Origin of the sequence: Paenactinomyces guangxiensis (assembly GCF_016055185.1) — a bacterium.
GTDB classification, from domain to species: Bacteria; Bacillota; Bacilli; order Thermoactinomycetales; family Thermoactinomycetaceae; genus Paenactinomyces; species Paenactinomyces guangxiensis.
This window is the reverse complement of record NZ_JAECVR010000008.1, coordinates 25,347-44,627: the sequence shown is the minus strand read 5'-3', so window position 1 is coordinate 44,627 and position 19,281 is coordinate 25,347. Positions and strand designations below refer to the sequence as shown.

16 protein-coding genes and 1 riboswitch are annotated in these 19,281 nt (G+C 45.0%); of the genes, 15 read left to right on the top strand and 1 reads right to left on the bottom strand.

Annotation, left to right across the window (positions count from 1 at the left end; genetic code table 11):
* The first annotated feature begins 104 nt into the window (after window positions 1-104).
* From uvrC to I8U27_RS09365, 4 genes are all read left to right on the top strand, one after another.
* Window positions 105-1,892: an excinuclease ABC subunit UvrC gene (gene uvrC, locus I8U27_RS09380; RefSeq protein ID WP_181751841.1), complete on the top strand. Its 1,788-nt coding sequence runs from the start codon at window positions 105-107 to the stop codon at window positions 1,890-1,892.
* Window positions 1,893-2,199: 307 nt separating this feature from the next.
* Window positions 2,200-2,694, top strand: a complete 495-nt coding sequence (locus I8U27_RS09375; protein ID WP_181751842.1) for a DnaD domain-containing protein — start codon at window positions 2,200-2,202, stop codon at window positions 2,692-2,694.
* A gap of 172 nt (window positions 2,695-2,866) precedes the next feature.
* On the top strand, window positions 2,867-3,478 hold the full coding sequence (locus tag I8U27_RS09370) for a TetR/AcrR family transcriptional regulator (RefSeq protein WP_181751843.1): 612 nt from the start codon (window positions 2,867-2,869) through the stop codon (window positions 3,476-3,478).
* A gap of 154 nt (window positions 3,479-3,632) precedes the next feature.
* The gene (locus I8U27_RS09365) at window positions 3,633-5,123 is read left to right on the top strand and encodes a phytoene desaturase family protein (RefSeq protein WP_181751844.1); all 1,491 of its coding nucleotides are present in this window, start codon (window positions 3,633-3,635) and stop codon (window positions 5,121-5,123) included.
* Window positions 5,124-5,234: 111 nt separating this feature from the next.
* On the opposite strand, the gene tatA is transcribed toward I8U27_RS09365, so the two are convergent.
* Entirely contained in the window at window positions 5,235-5,411 is a 177-nt protein-coding gene (tatA, locus tag I8U27_RS09360; protein WP_181751845.1) for a twin-arginine translocase TatA/TatE family subunit, read from the bottom strand.
* Window positions 5,412-5,592: 181 nt separating this feature from the next.
* Between tatA and I8U27_RS09355 the strand changes: the two genes are divergently transcribed.
* The 11 genes from I8U27_RS09355 (at window position 5,593) to I8U27_RS09300 (ending at window position 19,274) form a co-directional block, all read left to right on the top strand.
* Window positions 5,593-5,913 carry an SCP2 sterol-binding domain-containing protein gene (locus I8U27_RS09355; RefSeq protein ID WP_181751846.1) on the top strand — a complete coding sequence of 107 codons (321 nt, stop codon included), beginning with the start codon at window positions 5,593-5,595 and terminating at the stop codon, window positions 5,911-5,913.
* A gap of 414 nt (window positions 5,914-6,327) precedes the next feature.
* Window positions 6,328-6,627 (top strand): hypothetical protein, encoded by a 300-nt coding sequence (locus I8U27_RS09350; protein ID WP_181751847.1) that lies wholly within the window; start codon window positions 6,328-6,330, stop codon window positions 6,625-6,627.
* A gap of 563 nt (window positions 6,628-7,190) precedes the next feature.
* A riboswitch (Lysine riboswitch) is annotated at window positions 7,191-7,375 on the top strand.
* Between the two features lie 120 nt (window positions 7,376-7,495).
* Window positions 7,496-8,734, top strand: a complete 1,239-nt coding sequence (locus tag I8U27_RS09340; protein ID WP_181751849.1) for an aspartate kinase — start codon at window positions 7,496-7,498, stop codon at window positions 8,732-8,734.
* A 401-nt stretch (window positions 8,735-9,135) separates the two neighbouring features.
* Complete coding sequence (locus I8U27_RS09335) at window positions 9,136-10,773, top strand: peptide ABC transporter substrate-binding protein (RefSeq protein WP_220185936.1); 1,638 nt, start codon at window positions 9,136-9,138, stop codon at window positions 10,771-10,773.
* Between the two features lie 240 nt (window positions 10,774-11,013).
* A complete protein-coding gene (locus I8U27_RS09330) occupies window positions 11,014-11,946 on the top strand; it encodes an ABC transporter permease (protein WP_181751850.1) in 933 nt (310 codons plus the stop codon).
* 55 nt (window positions 11,947-12,001) lie between these two features.
* Window positions 12,002-12,871, top strand: a complete 870-nt coding sequence (locus I8U27_RS09325; protein WP_232345347.1) for an ABC transporter permease — start codon at window positions 12,002-12,004, stop codon at window positions 12,869-12,871.
* Between the two features lie 15 nt (window positions 12,872-12,886).
* Complete coding sequence (locus tag I8U27_RS09320) at window positions 12,887-13,903, top strand: ABC transporter ATP-binding protein (protein ID WP_181751852.1); 1,017 nt, start codon at window positions 12,887-12,889, stop codon at window positions 13,901-13,903.
* A gap of 702 nt (window positions 13,904-14,605) precedes the next feature.
* Complete coding sequence (locus tag I8U27_RS09315; RefSeq protein WP_181751853.1) at window positions 14,606-15,253, top strand: succinate dehydrogenase cytochrome b558 subunit; 648 nt, start codon at window positions 14,606-14,608, stop codon at window positions 15,251-15,253.
* A 16-nt stretch (window positions 15,254-15,269) separates the two neighbouring features.
* Window positions 15,270-17,036, top strand: a complete 1,767-nt coding sequence (sdhA, locus tag I8U27_RS09310; RefSeq protein WP_181751854.1) for a succinate dehydrogenase flavoprotein subunit — start codon at window positions 15,270-15,272, stop codon at window positions 17,034-17,036.
* 76 nt (window positions 17,037-17,112) lie between these two features.
* The gene (gene sdhB, locus I8U27_RS09305; protein ID WP_181751886.1) at window positions 17,113-17,886 is read left to right on the top strand and encodes a succinate dehydrogenase iron-sulfur subunit; all 774 of its coding nucleotides are present in this window, start codon (window positions 17,113-17,115) and stop codon (window positions 17,884-17,886) included.
* Window positions 17,887-18,506: 620 nt separating this feature from the next.
* A complete protein-coding gene (locus tag I8U27_RS09300) occupies window positions 18,507-19,274 on the top strand; it encodes a thioesterase II family protein (protein ID WP_181751855.1) in 768 nt (255 codons plus the stop codon).
* Window positions 19,275-19,281 lie beyond the last annotated feature (7 nt).

Here is a 19,281-nt window from a genome sequence, read left to right as displayed (position 1 = left end):
AGACAACGCCCCCTTTTTTCATATACAATAACTATACCATGTTCTTTTTTGTTTGAAGACTACCTTTTTGTAAAAGATTTATATAGAAGGGAGAGAGGATTCAAATGTCACTTATCCAAGATAAACTTTCTCTCCTTCCAGACCAACCGGGTTGTTATCTGATGAAAAATAAAGACCGGGAGATCATTTATGTAGGCAAAGCCAAAAGCTTGAAAAGCCGTGTGCGCTCTTATTTTACCGGAAGCCATGACGGCAAGACACAGCGTTTGGTTATGGATATCGTCGATTTTGAATATATCGTGACAGGCAGTGCTCTTGAAGCTCTCATTTTGGAGTGCAACTTGATCAAGAAGTACCGTCCCCGATATAACGTGATGTTAAAGGATGATAAGTCATATCCATACATCCGGTTGACCATGGAAAAACATCCGCGTTTGGAAGTGACGAGAAAGTTGAAAAAAGATGGCTCCAAGTATTTTGGGCCATATCCCCATGCAGGAGCCGCACAGAAAACGAAAAAGCTGTTGGATCGCCTCTTTCCTCTGAGAAAATGCAGGACGTTACCCAAACGGGTCTGCCTCTACTATCATTTAAATCAATGTTTGGCTCCTTGTGAATACGAAGTGGAGCCGGAGAACTATGAAGAGATTACCAAAAAAATTACTCGGTTTTTAAATGGCGGTTATCCCGAACTGCAACAGGAACTGAGAAAAAAGATGGAAGAAGCGGCGGAAGCTCTGCAATTTGAACGGGCCAAAGAACTCAGGGACCTGATCCGCGATATTGAAGCGGTGATGGAAAAGCAAAATATCGTGCTCAACGATCAGATCGACCGCGATGTTTTTGGATATGCTGCAGACAAAGGGTGGATGTGTGTTCAAGTTTTCTTTGTCCGTCAGGGGAAGTTAATGGAAAGAGATGTTTCCATCTTCCATCACTACAATGATGCAGAAGAGGATTTTCTCTCTTTTGTTGCCCAGTTTTATCACGATATGCCTACATTGCCGAAAGAAGTCATTTTACCCCCCGATGTGGATGATGAATTGATCCGGGATTTGTTAACAGGAGTCCAGGTCCATGTCCCCCAAAGAGGCATGAAGAAAAATCTGGTCAATATGGCGACAGAAAATGCGAAAATCGCTTTAACAGAAAGATTTCAGCTAATGGAGAAGGATGAAGAAAAAACGATCCAGGCTGTGCAGAATCTGGGTGCGGCTATGGGAATCGGCATTCCCCGCAGAATTGAAGCATTTGATAACTCTAATATACAGGGGACCGACCCGGTTTCGGCGATGGTTTGCTTTACAGATGGGAAACCGGATAAAAAAGAGTATCGCAAATTCCGGATTCGTTCTGTGGAAAAGCCTGATGACTATGAAACGATGCGTGAAGTTATTCGCCGCCGCTACTCGCGTGTATTGAAGGAACAATTACCTTTGCCGGACCTTATTCTCGTTGACGGCGGAAAAGGACAAATGTCCGCAGCGGCTGATGTGCTGGAAAATGAGCTGGGGCTTTTTATTCCGATCGGTGGCATGGTGAAAGATGAGAAGCACCAGACATCCCGTCTGCTATACGGAGACCCGCCGATTGAGGTTGACCTGAAGCGCGGAACGCAGGAATTTTATCTCATCCAGCGCATTCAGGAAGAAGTTCACCGGTTTGCGATTACTTTCCATCGTCAAACCAGAGGCAAAAACCTGCTTCAGTCCCGGCTTGATCAAATTCCCGGAGTCGGTCCGAAACGGAAACAGCAGTTGTTCCGCCACTTTGGCTCGATTGAAAATATGCGTAAAGCAACCGTGGAAGAATACCGGAACGCAGGGATCGGAGATCAATTGGCCCGTACGATTATAGCGGAACTGCAAAAAAATGAGAAAACCGGAGTTTGATGATCAATATGATCGGTCTGACTTTTTTCTGTGAAAGTGTGTATCAGTGAGGAGGGGAGAATGAATTCTCCCCACAGACTGTAGAAAAACCACTTATACATAATCAATCTTTCATCCATAGGGTTGTGTCAAAGTTATAATGTTGCCGACGGAATCATGTTAAAACAATGTCCTGGTTTTACCTGAAAACAAATCGGTATGATATAGCTGCTTCTTTATAGAAAAAGAAAATTTGTTTTTCGGAAAAAATTTTTTACCTTTTGGAAATGGTATAATCACCTTAGCTTGACAGCCAGGAGGAAAATTCATGAGTGAACAGGAACAGCACCTTCAACAATTAGAGTCGCTTGACCCTTTGGAATTACTTTCACAATACGCCGGCGGACAAACCATACCGAAGCCGATCATCCAAATTATTTACGAACTGAAGGAAAAATATAGATTTTCAAATGGAGTTATAAATAGTTTATTAGAGTTTTGCTTACTTGAAAATAACAATAAAATTTCCCGTACCTATGTAATGAAACTTGCAGGAGAATTACATCAATCTGGAGTCAGAAATGTGCGGGAGGTTTATTCTTATTTAAACAATGTGCGCTGGCGTGAACAGGACAAAAATGGTAAACATCATCATTCCGTAAATTTAGAATACAATTCGGAATATGTGGAAACAAATATTGCTTTGATCGCCCGACAACTTCACGAGTTGCGTAAAGAAGTAAACATAAAGGTTAATCAAATGAATGAACAATTGGATCAAATAGAAAAGCAATTGCGACAGTTGACCCGCCTTTTAAAATAACAGCCGGTTCGGATTGTCAGTAGTCTGGCGGTGAAAAATTGACGAAAACCGAATCAAAATTCTACAATAGTTATACTGTTAAGTCTGTTTATATCAAGGAGTCATTATGGCCTTGGAACACAAAAAAGATCAGCACCCGACCGAAAAAAGACCACCAGGGAGGCCAAAGCGCTTGGATCAAGCGGAACGGACGGATACGGCAAAGCTTATTTTGCAGCATGCCAGCTTACTATTTCTGAAGAGCGGGTATGCCGCTGTTTCAATCAGTGCTATCACGAATGCGGCAGGTATTACAAAGCCCACTTTGTATCATTATTTTCCCGATAAAGAGCATCTCTATACCGCAGTTATATGTGACTGCCTGGAGAGAACGGGCAAGGAGATTGTCGCCGGAATTGAAAGGAAAGGAACCGTCCGCGAAAAGTTGTTTCATTTGGCGTACGGCTATTTTTTGTATGCCCGGATGTCGATCAGCACGTTTATGAGAGATGTGGAAGAGCATTTGCATTCCTGTTTGGTGGAAAAAGTACGTACGACATATGACCTGTTCATTGTGGAACCTCATTGTGAGTTGATTCGGAGGGGAATGGAAAGTGGCGAATTGGAAAATCACCCTGATCAAGTGCGGCTGTTCACGGATATTTGGTTAGGTTTACTGGATTCACTGTCTGCTCATGTATTTTATATGCGTGAAGATCGTGAAAAATTGCTTGAGACGACAGAGATGATTGTATCTGTCTTTTTGGACGGAGTGTCGATAAAAAACAGCAATGTTTCTTCATAGTTGTTGTTAATGGTTTTCCTGCCTTTACAGAGAGGTTACCATGTTCACAAGCCGCGGGCTCAGGAATAAAAGCCCTTCCTTGTCTGGAAACAGAATCAAGCCTGCGTTTGCTGTTGTAAAGTTGAAAGATGGAAGTGAGAAAGGGGGGGAATCGATGAAAAAAGGTGTGGTGATCGGAGGCGGAATTTCGGGATTGGTGGCGGCCATCCATCTAGCTGCCCGGGGCTATGAGATCAACTTGCTTGAAAAACAAGAAAAACTAGGCGGGAAGATACAAGAAGTTCGGCTGGGAAAATATCAGTTCGACTTTGGGCCTTCAAACATTACTTTACCCTGGGTTTTTGAACGGGTTTTCAGGGAAGCGGGACAAAAGATAGACCCTGCCCTTCGTTTGATTCCGCTGGCCGTCAACAGCCGCAATTTTTTTAATAACGGAACGGTGATCGACTTAACCGCAGATCCCGATTATATGAGTGAGCAGCTGGCCGGCTTTTCACCTGAGAATAGACAGGGGTTTCTTGATTATTTGACGGAAGTCCAGCGTATGTATGAGATTGCCGAAGACCATTTGTTTGAACATCTGTGGGTCGAGTGGTCCGATGTTTTCTCTCCCCGGTACCTTAAGGCTTTCATGTCTGTTCATCCATTTCAATCGATGGATTCCTTTCATCGCCGTTATTTTGATGATCCGCGCTTACTGGCGATAATGAACCGCTTTGCTACATATGTGGGAGCTTCCCCCTATCAGTTGCCAGCTACTCTGTCCTTGATCGGTTATATGGAGCTGGTACAAGGGGTGTACTATATTGAGGGAGGAAATTACCGTCTGATTGAAGCATTTGAGCGGTTGGCAGTTTCGTTGGGAGTCCGGATTTATACCGGGTGTAAGGTTGATGAAATTATGATAAAGGGTGAGCAGGTGACGGGCGTTCGCTCTGGTATGGATAGCTGGGAAGCAGATTTTATCGTGTCCAATGCCGACGTGCGGACAACACAGGAACTATTGCTTTCGGAAAAAAGAAAACCCGAAACTCAAGATTCGTTAGGCGTATCAAGTTTTCTCTGCCTGTTTGGCGTAAAACGAGTGTATCCCCATTTGCATCATCATAATCTTTTTTTTCCGCAAGATGTTGGGCGGCAGTATATTGATATTTTTGAACAAAAAGAGTGGTCGCTGTCGCCGACGATTTACATTTGCAACTCCGCCTTTTCAGAACCGGATCGTGCCGTGAACGGAAGTAACCTGTCGGTTCTGATTCACGTTCCAGCCGTTCATGAACAGCGGCAGGAAGATTTGGCAGCCAAATACGGGGAATACCGCAATCATCTCATATACTGGCTGGAAAATAACTGGGGGCTGTCGGGACTGTCTGAAGAGATCGAAGTAGAGAAGGTATACGGGCCTGCTGAGATTGAACAAATATGCGGTGCTCCGGGGGGATCACTCTATGATCCCGTTTCCTGCCACAGACGTACCTTTTTCCGTCCCGTGATGAAAGAGAGGAAAGTAAAAGGATTGTACTACACGAGCGGTCCACCTTTCCTGTGTGGCGGGGCGGCCATGGCAGCACTTCGCGGCTTAAACATTGCTCAGATGATCCAACTGGACCATGAGCGGGAATTACAAAAAAGAGCAGGTAAGTAGCCTGTTCTTTTTTGTACGTGAATGATATCACCAGTGAAATCGCCCGCAATTAAAAAAAACTCACCTGATTGGTGAGCAAGGATGATGCCAAAGGATACCGATGTGAGAGAATTATTTTGTCCCCTCTTTTTTCTCTTTCTCATCTTCCGTTTTTCCGGAGATGGAATCACGAAATGCTTTTAAGGTCTGACCTGTTGCCCGTCCGAGTTCAGGAAGTTTTTTCGGCCCAAACAGCAACAGAGCAACGATTAAGATCAGGATTAAACCGGGGATTCCAATTGTACTCATACTGATCACGCTCCAATAGGAGTCATTACAATAAATTTCAACGTTCATTATATCTGTTGCCGGGAACAATGCCAAGTTAAGGTTTATTAAACAAATGGGTATCACAAAAATATGCTCTGACTTTTCGTTTAGCCCGTAGTAAAATGAATATGTATTCAATCTTGCTTAGGAGGCTGTTTTTATGTCCGCAAATTTTGTTTTAACAGCACTTGTAGAAAAAATAAATGAAAATCCGGAAGGAATCAGCGAAGTGGAGGCGGTTTATCAACTGGATTTAAGCGGGGGTACATATCAGGTTCGGTTTAGCCGGGGGAAAGCTGAATGTGCTGAAGGAACACCCTGGGAATCTCAATGCACATTGCAGATAAGCGACGATAATTTTAGCAAGCTCGTCGAAGGCAAACTAAGTCCCACAGCTGCTTTTATGAGTGGGAAACTGAAAGTGAAAGGTGAATTGGGACAGGCACTGAAGCTGCAATCGATTTTACAGAAATATGAGTAACGACAGAATCTATTTGATTGCCATACCAAAAAAAGAGAGTCACTCCCCGGAGAGTGGCTCTGGTTATGCTATCAGCCTCCCGTGTCCGGTGAAGGGAAAACTTCAAATCCAAACAAAAATCTTACAATATTTTTGCCGCTGTAAACAGGATAAATTCCTCAAAATCACCATTTACATCCTGAATTGCGAAGAAATATTTGCAATTGAAGCGGGGCTTGATCTATATGCTCAGAGATTGGGAATAATTATCATATGAAGGTAAACCAAAAAAATAATTTTTAATATTTGAAAAATTATTGTAAAATATGTACAATTATAAAAGGAATAACAGTCCACATTACTTGGTGATAAAGCTTTTAAATTCAGATGGAGACTAAAAAAACGTTAATTTTATTGAAAAAGGAGAGATTTTTAATGTTGAAGTTGTGTGTCGTAGGCAATCCCAATGAGTTGGATCATTTTATGAATGATTTTAAATCTCAACCGCAGTACGATGTAAACCAGGAATCAAAAGAATACGACATCTGCAATCAGGAAGAATTAAGAGTGATGGCAAATGTAGATTTTAAACCGAAAGTCCGCAAGTCTATGACGGTAAAATTGCAAACCAAAGAGGGAAAAGAGCTTGAAATCAGCCTGCTTGACGGGATCGTAGTTCAATTGGACGATAGCGTCACCTATGTCAGTGGAAGAGTTTTTGATATTTTTGCATAAAAATATCTCAATTTCAACCTCTGATGGGGTCAAACGTAAAAATGGTTCCGGCTAATTAGATCAAATCGCGTCATGTTTATCATTGTGGATGAAAATGATTTTAGCTCGGTTGTGGAGGACAGGGTTCAAATTCCCTACATATCGTGAGACAACTGAGTGAGAACAGCCCGCAAATCTGAAAAATCCAGCGATTGATCAGGAACGGGTAACCGGGCCCTAAAACTTCGTCGAAACAATTGGTAATCCTGACGGATCCCGCTTTTAATCGTTCACCTCACTTTCAGATGGGTCCCCTTCTGAGTACACGGATCATATACAAGCTTAGGAAAGAGAAAGCTTGCCTCTAATCTGATAATGAACCAACATTTCCCCAACCAATCAATCAAATCATGAAAATTGTACCAATATTGGCTGCACATCGAAAAAGTTTTAGTTGTCAAATGGGCATCGTTTGTGGTAGTATCGAAACCAATATTAATAACTTCATATTTATGCACTCTCCTGGTTACATGACTCTTGCGGTCCGCAGCCAGGTTTGGGAGTGTTAAACATTCTCGCTAATCATGTGAAGTAGAGGTGCAGATGTTCATCAGTACTTGTTCTGAGGACGGGACCGGTGAAGAACAGGGAAAGGGAATATTTGCCGAAGTCCAATTATTTACCCGGAAATTAGTTGGGCTGGGGCCGTATCCGAACAGGAGCGGCACTGTCACAGAAGCCACTGCTTTTGTGGAGGGCTATCTCACAGAGAAGAGTGAACTGGAGCGTTTTGTTCTAAAGACGACAGCTAGCTACTCTCTGCTGTGGTCTTCTGTTTTTTTATAGGCGAGTTTTTTGACAACATGCAGGGAGGAGTAAGGGAGAAACCATGGGAATCGTTGTACAAAAATTTGGCGGAACCTCTGTTGGAAGTGTGGAACGAATCCGGAAAGTGGCCGACACCGTTACCAGAACGGCAGACCAGGGGCATCAGGTAGTTGTTGTTGTCTCTGCGATGGGGAAGTCGACGGATGAGCTTGTCGACCTCGCTTTCCAGATCAGTGAACGGCCTGCCCCGCGGGAAATGGATATGTTGCTTACAACAGGTGAACAGGTGACCATCGCTTTGCTTACCATGGCTTTGCAGGAAAGAGGATATAAAGCTCGTTCCATGACCGGATGGCAAGCGGGAATTCAAACTGACCCGGTCCATGGAAAAGCTCTGGTGAAAAAAGTTGATACAAAACCAATAACAGAAAGTTTAGAGCGTGGGGAGATTGTGGTCGTAGCCGGATTTCAAGGAATTTCAGCCGATGGGCAGATCACTACGCTGGGGCGGGGAGGATCGGATACCACTGCAGTCACGTTAGCTGCGGCTTTGCATGCAGATTACTGCGAAATTTATACCGATGTGACAGGAGTATATACCGCGGATCCGCGTGTCGTCCCGCTCGCCCGAAAAATCGATGAGATCTCTTATGAGGAAATGCTTGAGTTAGCCCATCTGGGTGCCGGGGTTCTCCACCCGCGCTCGGTAGAAGGTGCATTGCTCCATCAAGTCCATTTAGTAGTGCGGTCCAGTTTTGTTGATGAACCCGGGACATGGGTGAAGGAGGCAGACATGATGGAAACGGAATTAAATGTACGTGGAATTGCACATGATTTAAAAGTAGCAAGAATCAAAGTACTGGGCTTGCCCAACCGTGAAAATACGTTGACCCGCCTGTTTGCTTGTCTGGCTGATGCACATATCAATGTTGACATGATTGTACAGAGCGAACATGACCATGAACATATTGATGTGGCCTTTAGCGTGGATGAAGGTGAAGGAGAAGAAGCGAGACAGGTTTTGCAAGCAGCCAAAGAAAACTTAGGATTTGCAAAAATATTGTCAGAGTCGGGTTTGGCCAAAGTATCCGCTGTCGGTGTCGGAATGATGACCCGCCCGGGCGTGGCTGCGAAAATGTTTGCCACTTTAAGTGAAGCAGGTATCCGCATCAAGATGGTTTCTACATCGGAAATTAAAATCTCCTGTGTCGTAGAACGAGAGGACGCTTTAGAAGCTGTACAAAGACTTCATCATGCGTTTGGATTGGATGCAAAGGAACTGGCTGAAGTGGCACAATGATGATTCGCTCCATGTACAAGCTCTTCCTGACGGGGAAGGGCTTTTTTAGTAGATTATGACCGCCGCTTCCTTGTAAACTTTATATTTTGTAATAGATTGCCAATATCTTTGCAACCATTAGCTGTTCAAAAAAGGGGAACTTGACGGACATTGATTTTGAATTGTTTGAATATCAGCTTACATTTATGCGAATGTAGCAGGTACTTTAATTGAAAATTCCGGACAACAAAAAGCGGCGATATTTTATATTGGGATATTTATACAGTAAGCTGGGTCGAATAAATTAAAATCTTTAATATTAATAAACTTTAGCAGGTTATAAAAATAGTTTGTAGAATATAGTTGATTAGCACAATTTTTTTGCGTGCATATAGTCCTATGAGTCAAAAAGGAGGGTGTTTATGAAGATTTGGCGCAACAAATTTTTACTGCTAGGTATTATTGCATCTTTATTAATCGTGAGTGCATGTACTGATCCGTCCTCAGGCGACAAAGGGAAAAAAGCGAAAGAGCAAGTGCTTACAACGGTCAATCACGTGACCAGCGAACCGGCCAGCCTGGATCCGCTGAAGGCTACTGATTCCCAGTCGGGAGAAGTATTAACCCATGTTATGGAAGGATTGGTTCGCACTGATGCTAAAGGGGAACCGCAACCAGGTATGGCGGAGAAATGGGAAGTAAGTGCTGATAATTTAACCTTTACCTTCCATCTTCGCGATGCGAAATGGACCAATGGGGACCCGGTCACTGCCCATGATTTTGAATTCCAGTGGAAGCGGATGCTTGATCCCAAAAATGCAGGTGAAGCAGACTATGCTTATCAGCTTTATTACCTGAAAAACGGGCAGAAATACCAGCAGGGAAAAGCGAAAGCAGAAGATGTCGGCGTAAAAGCCATTGATGATAAAACCTTGCAAGTTACGCTGGAAAAGCCGACTCCCTTTTTCGTCAGCTTAACCGGCTTTTATGCCCTTTTCCCAACCAACAAAAATGTGGTTGAGAAAAACCCTGACTGGGCGAAAAATGCAGACAGCTATGTGGGGAACGGCCCATTTAAATTAAAAACATGGGCTCACGATTCAAAAATTGAAATTGTGAAAAATGAGAACTATTGGAATAAAAATAAAGTCCAGCTGACACAAATTAATTTTCCGATGGTCGGCGAGGAGCAAACGGCTTACCAAATGTTCTTATCGAAAAAAATTAATTACTTAGGTACCATACCCACAGATCTGGTGCCAAAGCTTCTGAAAGAAGGAAAAGCAAAATCAACCCCGATCATGGGAACCTACATGTATATGTTCAACGTAGAAAAAGCACCTTTTAATAATGCGAAAATACGGAAAGCATTTTCACTGGCGATCGACCGGGAGAAGCTTGTCAAAAATGTAACTCAGGGCGGGCAAGCGCCGGCGACGGGATGGGTTCCGTGGGAATTCAACGATCCGGTAGCCAACAAACCATTCTATCAGGCACGTCCCCCGTACTTGCCCAGTACCGCCAATCCTGATGAAGCTAAAAAGTTGCTTGCAGAAGGTTTGAAAGAATTGGGGATGACCGAACTTCCCGAGGTTACTCTCGATTACAATACCAGTGAAGCCCACAAAAAAATCGCGGAAGCGGTCCAGCAAATGTGGAAAGAAAACCTGGGTGTCGAAGTAAAAATGAGAAACTCTGAATTTAAAGTATATCTGGATAAAACAAAAGCCGGAGACTTTCAAGTGGCCCGGATGGGCTGGCTGGCGGATTATGTTGATCCGATGACCTTTGCCGATTACTATTTAACCGACGGCGGAAACAATGACACCAACTGGGGCAACCCGGAGTACGATAAATTAATCGCTGAAGCAAAATCGACGGCAGACCAAAAGGTCCGTATGGAAAAAATGCACCAGGCCGAGGCGATCCTGATGGACGAAATGCCGGTCGCGCCTCTCTATTTCTATACCATCAACTATATGATGGATGATAAGTTGAAAAATGTCATCCACGATGTGACCGGCCATACGGATTATACTTACGCTTATATCGAAGAATAATAAGACTTCGTATAGCTGATTGATTCACGTCAAAGGGTTTTAAAGGCTGCTGACAGAGTGAAAGTCAGCAGCCTTTTTTGCAAAATCGGCCATGTTCCAAAGCGGTCCGATACAAAAAGGAAACAACTGGATTTTCTTGACTGAAGAGTAAAGGTTGAGGGATGATTATAAAGAGTAAAAAAGGTCACTCTCCTTTGGGTCACCTTAATTTTCCCACAATTAACCAGGGGGTGTGTTTTATTGAATCGATATATTATTCGACGCTTATTACAAATGCTCGTGACCTTATGGGTGATCGCCACACTCACATTTATCATGATGCATGCGATCCCGGGTGATCCCTTTTCGAGCGAAAAAAAGCTGCCTGAACAAGTATTGAAAAATATGATGGCCCATTACCATCTCGATAAACCAATTCCTGTCCAATATGTGATTTATATGAAAAGTTTGCTGCAATTGGATCTGGGGCCATCTATTAAATATGACACACGCACGATTAACGAGATTCTGGCTGAAGGTTTTCCCGTATCTGCGCAATTGGGAGCTCAGGCACTCATATTTGCTATTATCATCGGGCTGACTCTGGGGACAATTGCTGCACTGTATCAAAACCGGCCGGTAGATTATGGTGCGATGGTTCTGGCTGTATTGCTTATCTCCATTCCAAGCTTTGTGCTGGCCCCGATCTTGCAGAAATATTTCGGAGTGGAATGGGAGCTGTTGCCGGTAGCCACATGGGGTGATTTTAACTCTACCGTCTTGCCTACCGTCGCTCTGTCGGCATATGCCCTGGCTACTGTTACACGCCTGATGCGCTCAAGTATGGTAGAGGTTCTTACCAATGACTTTATTCGTACCGCCCGCTCCAAGGGGCTGCCCCCCTATCTGGTTGTTTTACGACATACCGTCCGCAACGCAATTTTGCCAGTTGTGACCATTCTCGGTCCGCTCGCGGTGAATGTTTTAACAGGCAGTTTTGTTATCGAGCATATTTTTTCCATTCCCGGGATTGGGAAATATTTTGTTGAGAGTATTTCGAACCGCGACTATCCTCTGATTATGGGGGTTACTCTGTTTTACTCCGCGCTTTTGATTAGTGTTAATTTTATTGTAGATCTTGCATACGGAATGATTGATCCGCGAATTCAATTGTTCAAAAAAGGGGGCAAATAGGATGGAACCAGCTGTGAATCCACGCTTTCAACCTGCCGTTCGTTCAAAAACCGCGATGGAACAAATCAGGCGCCCCCATATTGGTTATTGGAAAGATGCCTGGTACAGGCTCCGCAAAAACTGGTTGGCGATGACTGGTCTTGTTTTAATTTTACTGATTGGGTTTATGTCGATCATCGGACCGATGATCTCTCCTTATGATTACAGTGAGCAAAACCTGGAAACAGGGAAAAATCTGGAACCTTCAAGCAAGCACTGGTTTGGTACGGATGATCTGGGGCGCGATGTTTTTGTCCGTACCTGGCAAGGGGGAAGGATTTCACTTACGATTGGTTTGGTAGCCGCTCTGATTGATTTGGTTATTGGGGTGATTTACGGCGGGATCGCCGGTTACCGCGGGGGACGCACTGATGAAATCATGATGAGGATTGTAGATGTGTTATGGGGTCTGCCATATTTGCTGACAGTTATTTTGTTGCTGGTCGTCATGGGGCCGGGACTGGGAACGATTATTATCGCTTTGACAGTGACCGGCTGGCTCAACATGTCTCGTTTGGTCAGAGGCCAGGTGTTGCAGCTGAAAGAACAGGAATATGTTTTGGCGGCCGCTACCCTTGGTGCAAGTACAAAGCGCTTATTATTTAAACATCTGATTCCTAATGCGATGGGGCCAATTATTATCATGCTGACTTTAACTGTTCCGCAAGCGATCTTTGCTGAAGCATTCCTGAGCTTCTTAGGTCTGGGTGTCCAAGCCCCGGTTGCCAGCTGGGGAACGATGATCAATGATGCACTCATTACTGTTTTATCCGGTGAATGGTGGCGCCTCTTTTTCCCGGCCCTCTTTCTCAGTTTAACCATGCTGGCGTTTAACGCCTTCGGTGACGGACTCAGAGATGCCCTCGATCCTAAGATGCGCAAATAAGAAAGGAAGAGCCAGATGGAACCATTGCTGCAAGTAAATGACCTGCATGTCTCCTTTCAAACAGTAGGAGGCGAAGTAAAAGCTGTCCGTGGTGTAACTTTTCATCTGAATAAAGGGGAAACATTGGCCATTGTCGGGGAATCAGGAAGCGGGAAAAGTGTCACTGCCCTGTCCACGGTACGTTTAATACCGTCTCCTCCCGGCAAAATCAAAAAGGGTGAGATTGTTTTTCAGGGGAAAGATCTGGTTAAATTGACGGAGCGGGAAATGTTTAAAGTGAGAGGTTCCGAGATCGGGATGATTTTCCAGGACCCGATGACCTCGCTCAATCCAACTATGCCCGTTGGCAAACAAATTATTGAGGGGATTCGCTGGCATCAGAAAATCGGCGTGACAGAAGCTAAAAACAAAGCGATTGAGATGTTAAAACTTGTGGGCATCCCTAACCCGGAAAAGCGTGTCTCTCAGTACCCCTATGAGTTTAGCGGCGGGATGAGGCAGCGGGTGATGATTGCCTTAGCCCTGGCCAGCAACCCGAAAATCCTGATTGCCGATGAGCCGACCACTGCCCTTGATGTGACGATTCAAGCCCAGATCATGAGCTTGATGAAAGATCTGCAAGAAAAAACGGAAACAGCGATTATCTTAATCACCCACGATCTGGGTGTGGTTGCTGAAACAGCAGAACGAGTTGCAGTTATGTATGGCGGAGTGATCGTGGAGACCGGGCCGGTGAATGAGATTTTTCACCATTCACGCCACCCTTACACATGGGGGCTGCTCGCTTCGATGCCACGATTAGATTTGCCGAAGGCGCAACAAATTGAACCGATTCCCGGTTCACCGCCGGACTTGTTTGATCCGCCTGCCGGCTGTCCGTTTGCTGATCGTTGTCCGCACGCGATGAATGTATGCCTGGAGGAGATGCCACCCGTGACTCAGGTGTCCTCCAATCATCAGGTGGCCTGCTGGTTGGAGGATCCGGAAGCACCATCGGTGGAACGGGGAAAAATCAACCAGGGAACGGCCTGACATCCGTATCGCATGGTAGAAATATAGACGCTTGTATTAGAGATTTTTGGACAAATGATTTGTTTTCAAAACACCGATCACCTGTCATCAAGTATAGTGGGTGATCGGTGTTTCACTGTTTATATAATGATTTAATACGATGTCAGCTATCTCCTTGACACACACTTTTACAGAAAACCCTCATGACCTGGGCGACACAACCCTGATGAAAGTTTTAATCCTGCCCTCTCCCTGTGACACACAGCACTTTATCAGAAAAAAGGCTTCCCGCGTGGAAAGGAATTTCTTTTGCTTCGAATCCTGATGCACTCTTTGTTGAATATGATAAGTCTGAATATCAGAAAAAAATTTTTGGATTACCAGGTACGATTTTCGGGTTATAAGAATCCAAATATAGTGTTTTTTCAAGAACCCACTTTTTTCTGAGGGGCGACCTGCCGTATCGCAAGTTCGTATTTTTTGTGTTACAATATGTCCTGAACGAAACCCACTGGTGGGTGGAGTTGTGTAAAGGGTTCCACTCTGTTGCCTCTCGCTTTCCCGGTGCGACGGAGTGCACGCGAACCACCACATGGGAGCGAGTGAAGATAGTGGAGGTATAATAAAAGCATGAATCCTCTTACTTGTTCACAGTTGTGAAACACAGGGGAAACTTCCTTACAGAACCCCCGACTAAGTCTAAGATTGGATTGGAGGCACACGATGAGCACGCAACGCAGTTTTTTAAACCGTCGGTTACACTCTTTATTGGGCGTCATACCGGTGGGGTTTTTTTTGATTGAACACTTTTACACCAACTACCATGCGACAGAAGGGGTACAGGAATGGATTGAGCAGGTAGAGTGGATTTGGGACCTGCCATTACTGGTCATACTGGAAATCTTTTTTATTTTCCTGCCTCTGATGTACCACGCTATTTATGGTTTGTATGTAGCTTTCCAGGCAAAAAACAATGTCGGTAATTTTAGTACATTTCGTAACTATATGTTTATGCTGCAACGGGTGACCGGGGTGATCACTCTGGTCTTTGTTGTCTGGCACGTGTGGCAAACCCGCATTCAACTTGCCATCCATGATTATACGGCGGCAGAGCTCGCCCAACAAACCTCGCAGCTCATGCAAAATCCGGTCACACTGACCCTTTACATCATCGGTATCGTTTCCGCTGTTTTCCACTTCAGCAATGGAATGTGGTCGTTTTTGGTCAGTTGGGGTGTGACAGTCGGACCGCGGTCCCAGTACGTATCTACCTGGGTATGGGGTGTTGTGTTTGTCTTGCTTTCCTATTTCGGGATTCACTCTGCACTCGCTTTTGCAGATCCAAATTTTGTTAGCCTGGCACAGCGGTAGAAGGGAGCACTAGCCAATGAATGAAAAAATAATCATTGTCGGCGGCGGTCTGGCCGGCTTAATGGCGGCACTCAAGTCGGCAGAGGCAGGCGCCAATGTTCAACTCTTTTCGATGGTTCCCGTGAAACGCTCTCACTCTGTGTGTGCACAGGGGGGCATAAACGGTGCCGTAAATACCAAGGGGGAAGGGGATTCTCCCTGGGAACACTTTGACGATACAATCTACGGTGGTGACTTCTTGGCCAACCAGCCTCCGGTAAAAGCGATGTGTGAAGCGGCACCGGGAATTATTTATTTGATGGACCGTATGGGAGTTCCGTTTAACCGTACTCCGGAGGGCCTCATCGATTTCCGCCGTTTTGGGGGCACCAAGCATCACCGTACCGCCTATGCCGGCGCCACAACAGGCCAACAGTTGTTATATGCGCTTGACGAGCAGGTACGCCGCTACGAAGTTGAAGGTAAAGTGACCAAATATGAACATTGGGAATTTTTATCAATCGTGCAGGATGATGACGGACGCTGTCGTGGAATCGTTGCCCAGAATATGAGAAGTGGTGAAGTTGTATCATTCCCGGCAGATGCGGTCATCCTGGCGACCGGCGGACCGGGAATTATCTTTGGTAAATCGACCAACTCAATGATTAACACCGGAACTGCGGCCAGTGCTGTATATCAACAGGGTGCTTATTACGCAAACGGTGAGTTTATCCAGGTTCATCCGACCGCGATTCCCGGAGACGATAAACTGCGCCTGATGTCCGAATCGGCCCGGGGTGAAGGCGGACGCGTATGGACGTATGATGAAAACGGAAAACCATGGTATTTTCTTGAGGAATGGTATCCGGCGTATGGTAATCTCGTTCCGCGGGATATCGCTACCCGCGCGATTTTTAAAGTTTGTGTCGATATGAAGCGCGGAATTAACGGAGAGAACATGGTTTATTTGGATCTCTCTCACAAAGACCCGAAAGAGCTTGACATCAAACTGGGCGGGATTATTGAGATTTATGAGAAGTTTATGGGTGAAGATCCCCGTAAAGTTCCAATGAAAATTTTCCCGGCGGTACATTACTCGATGGGCGGACTCTGGGTCGACTATAACCAAATGACCAATATTCCCGGCCTGTTTGCAGCCGGAGAATGTGAATATCAATATCATGGAGCCAACCGTTTGGGGGCAAACTCTCTCCTATCCTGTATCTTTGGCGGAATGGTTGCCGGCCCCAAAGCGATCGAATACGTCCGCGGTCTGGACAAATCTGTTGATGCGCTGGATGCAAGCATCTTTGAAGCACCGCGTAAGGAACAGGAAGAGAAATACGAGAAGATCCTCAAAATGGAAGGTAATGAAAATGCGTATATGTTGCACAAAGAGCTCGGTGAATGGATGACTGACAATGTAACAGTCGTCCGTTATAATGACCGCCTGAAGAAAACGGATGAAAAAATTCAGGAGTTGATGGAGCGTTATCAAAACATCAACATGGTTGATACCAGCAAGTGGAGCAACCAGGCAGCACCATTTACCCGCCATCTGTGGAACATGTTGCAACTGGCCCGAGTGATCACGCTGGGTGCGTACCATCGCAATGAGAGCCGCGGGGCCCACTACAAGCCGGACTTCCCGGATCGCGATGATGAAAAATGGTTGAAAACCACCAAAGCGAAGTTTACAGCAGACGGCCCTGTGTTTGAGTACGAACCCGTTGACGTATCTCTGATCAAACCCCGCCCGCGCCGCTATGACGTGGCTAAGAAGGGAGCATCAAAAAATGAGTGAACAACAAACTTTAGATCAAAGCACTGCTTCTCAGGGCAAGCCTCAATCACATCCTGAATCGGATGCTTCTAATCAAATGGTTGCATCGGCAAAAGCGGGCCATGCGGAACAGTCCGTTCATCTGATCGTCACCCGTCAAGACGGTCCCGATGGGACTCCCTATCAAGAGGAATTTAAAATCCCTTACCGCAAAAATATGAACGTGATTTCCGCTTTTATGGAGATCCAGCGCAATCCTGTCAATGCCAAAGGGGAAAAAGTTGCTCCTATCCAATGGGAATCCAACTGTTTGGAAGAAGTCTGCGGAGCCTGTTCCATGGTGATCAACGGACGGCCTCGTCAGGCTTGTACCGCTTTGATTGACAAGCTGAAACAGCCGATCCGCATTGAGCCGATGAAAACGTTCCCGGTCATTCGTGACTTGATCGTGGATCGCGGACGCATGTTTGATGCTCTTAAACGTGTGAAAGCTTGGATCCCGATTGATGGCACCCACGACCTCGGTCCGGGTCCCCGGCAAGGGGATGTGGAACGTCAGTGGCGTTATGAGCTCTCCAAGTGTATGACCTGTGGTGTCTGCCTGGAAGCTTGCCCAAATGTCAATACCAAATCCAGCTTCGTTGGACCTTTTGTAGTCGGGCAAGTGCAACTGTTTAATTCCCATCCAACCGGTGCACTGAATAAAGAAGAGCGTTTAGAAGCAATGATCGGTGAAGGCGGAGTGCAGGAGTGCGGAAACTCCCAAAACTGCGTACAGGCATGTCCGAAAGGGATTCCGCTCACCACGGCGATTGCAGCCACCAACCGCGCTGCATCCAAATATATGTTTAAAAAATGGCTGTCATTCTAAGCTGAACTTCTCCGCAACATGTGGGGGGACTGGCAATAAGAAATAAGAGCTGATTCAAACCCGAATCTCTTGCAAGTTCGGGTTCAATCAGCTCTTTTTTGCGTGACATCCCCCTGCTGAAATCACCAAAGTAGCGAAAACCAAGTGAAAGCATGGAAGCAGATCAGAGCATACTTTGTTTCTCACCGCAGGAACTGAGGTAGAGGCTGCTAAGATAACTGGTCGTTGGACTGATGTTCGAAGGAATCTACCCCTTCTCCAGGTGATAGTAGTTCAAAGCTTGCAATGTATTGAGAAGAATGGTAGCTTGCATAAAAAGACCTGTTTGTGATATTGTCCGTAACAAAACCGTTACACGAGAGTGTCTCCTCTTCATTCGTATTCCGAATTTTGGATAATCAACAGACAAAACTGGAGGTGTTTACTAAAATACTCTTTTTAAAAGATGTTAGATTGGAATCATTTATAGAAAGTTATTTCACTAATGACAAAAACAAATAATTAATTACGAATAATCATTACAGAATGGCATGTCGTAAAATTTACTGATTAACTAGGAACGACAGTCAACCTGCAGATGATTCATATTAAATTTATGCATCGAAAGGAGAGAATAATCCATGGGGAATAAACTTACTGAAAAAAATCTCTGGCTATTATCTTCAGTAATTACAGACCAAACCAAGTTACTTCTTTTCTGCTTTCATTATGCCGGTGGGAACGCCAGTATGTATAAAGACTGGTATAAATACATGCCTGCTCAAGTGGCAGTTTGCCCTATCCAGTTACCAGGGAGAAGTAACCGGTTCAAAGAGCCGTGTTATACGGACCTGTCAGCCCTGATTCCTGCTCTGGCGGAAGCCATTCGACCGTATCTTGACCGTCCTTTTACTTTTTTTGGACATAGTATGGGCGCGTTGATCAGTTTCGAATTAGCAAGGTACATAAGAAAGGTATATAATCTGCTTCCTATACATATGTTTGTGGCTGGTTATCATGCTCCTCAACTACCTGATCCCGGTGCCCCGATTTTTCATTTGCCTGATAATGAATTTCTATCAGAGTTGGAAAAGATGAATGGAACACCAAAAGAACTACTAGAACATAAGGAATTGATGGAAATAATGCTGCCTCTTTTCCGAGCCGATTTTAAATTAGCCGACACTTATACTTACCGGCAGGATGAACCCTTGGCATGCTCTATTACTGCATTTGGCGGATCGCAAGATCCCGAGGTGAGTATCAAACATATTCAGGCATGGAAGGAACAGACGGTTTCCTCGTTCCAAGTACATATATTGGAAGGGGATCACTTCTTTATTCACTCGCAGCAAGACAAAATATTATCAATTGTTTCTGGATTTTTATCGGATCTTCTGAAAAACTAGCCCTTTT

What these genes read in the sequence shown, in the direction of transcription:
- uvrC (WP_181751841.1), top strand. Translation starts at nt 105, where the DNA reads ATGTCACTTATCCAAGATAAACTTTCTCTCCTTCCAGACCAACCGGGT.
- I8U27_RS09375 (WP_181751842.1), top strand. Translation starts at nt 2,200, where the DNA reads ATGAGTGAACAGGAACAGCACCTTCAACAATTAGAGTCGCTTGACCCT.
- I8U27_RS09365 (WP_181751844.1), top strand. Translation starts at nt 3,633, where the DNA reads ATGAAAAAAGGTGTGGTGATCGGAGGCGGAATTTCGGGATTGGTGGCG.
- tatA (WP_181751845.1), bottom strand. Translation starts at nt 5,411, where the DNA reads ATGAGTACAATTGGAATCCCCGGTTTAATCCTGATCTTAATCGTTGCT.
- I8U27_RS09355 (WP_181751846.1), top strand. Translation starts at nt 5,593, where the DNA reads ATGTCCGCAAATTTTGTTTTAACAGCACTTGTAGAAAAAATAAATGAA.
- I8U27_RS09350 (WP_181751847.1), top strand. Translation starts at nt 6,328, where the DNA reads ATGTTGAAGTTGTGTGTCGTAGGCAATCCCAATGAGTTGGATCATTTT.
- I8U27_RS09340 (WP_181751849.1), top strand. Translation starts at nt 7,496, where the DNA reads ATGGGAATCGTTGTACAAAAATTTGGCGGAACCTCTGTTGGAAGTGTG.
- I8U27_RS09335 (WP_220185936.1), top strand. Translation starts at nt 9,136, where the DNA reads ATGAAGATTTGGCGCAACAAATTTTTACTGCTAGGTATTATTGCATCT.
- I8U27_RS09325 (WP_232345347.1), top strand. Translation starts at nt 12,002, where the DNA reads ATGGAACAAATCAGGCGCCCCCATATTGGTTATTGGAAAGATGCCTGG.
- I8U27_RS09320 (WP_181751852.1), top strand. Translation starts at nt 12,887, where the DNA reads ATGGAACCATTGCTGCAAGTAAATGACCTGCATGTCTCCTTTCAAACA.
- I8U27_RS09315 (WP_181751853.1), top strand. Translation starts at nt 14,606, where the DNA reads ATGAGCACGCAACGCAGTTTTTTAAACCGTCGGTTACACTCTTTATTG.
- sdhA (WP_181751854.1), top strand. Translation starts at nt 15,270, where the DNA reads ATGAATGAAAAAATAATCATTGTCGGCGGCGGTCTGGCCGGCTTAATG.
- sdhB (WP_181751886.1), top strand. Translation starts at nt 17,113, where the DNA reads ATGGTTGCATCGGCAAAAGCGGGCCATGCGGAACAGTCCGTTCATCTG.
- I8U27_RS09300 (WP_181751855.1), top strand. Translation starts at nt 18,507, where the DNA reads ATGGGGAATAAACTTACTGAAAAAAATCTCTGGCTATTATCTTCAGTA.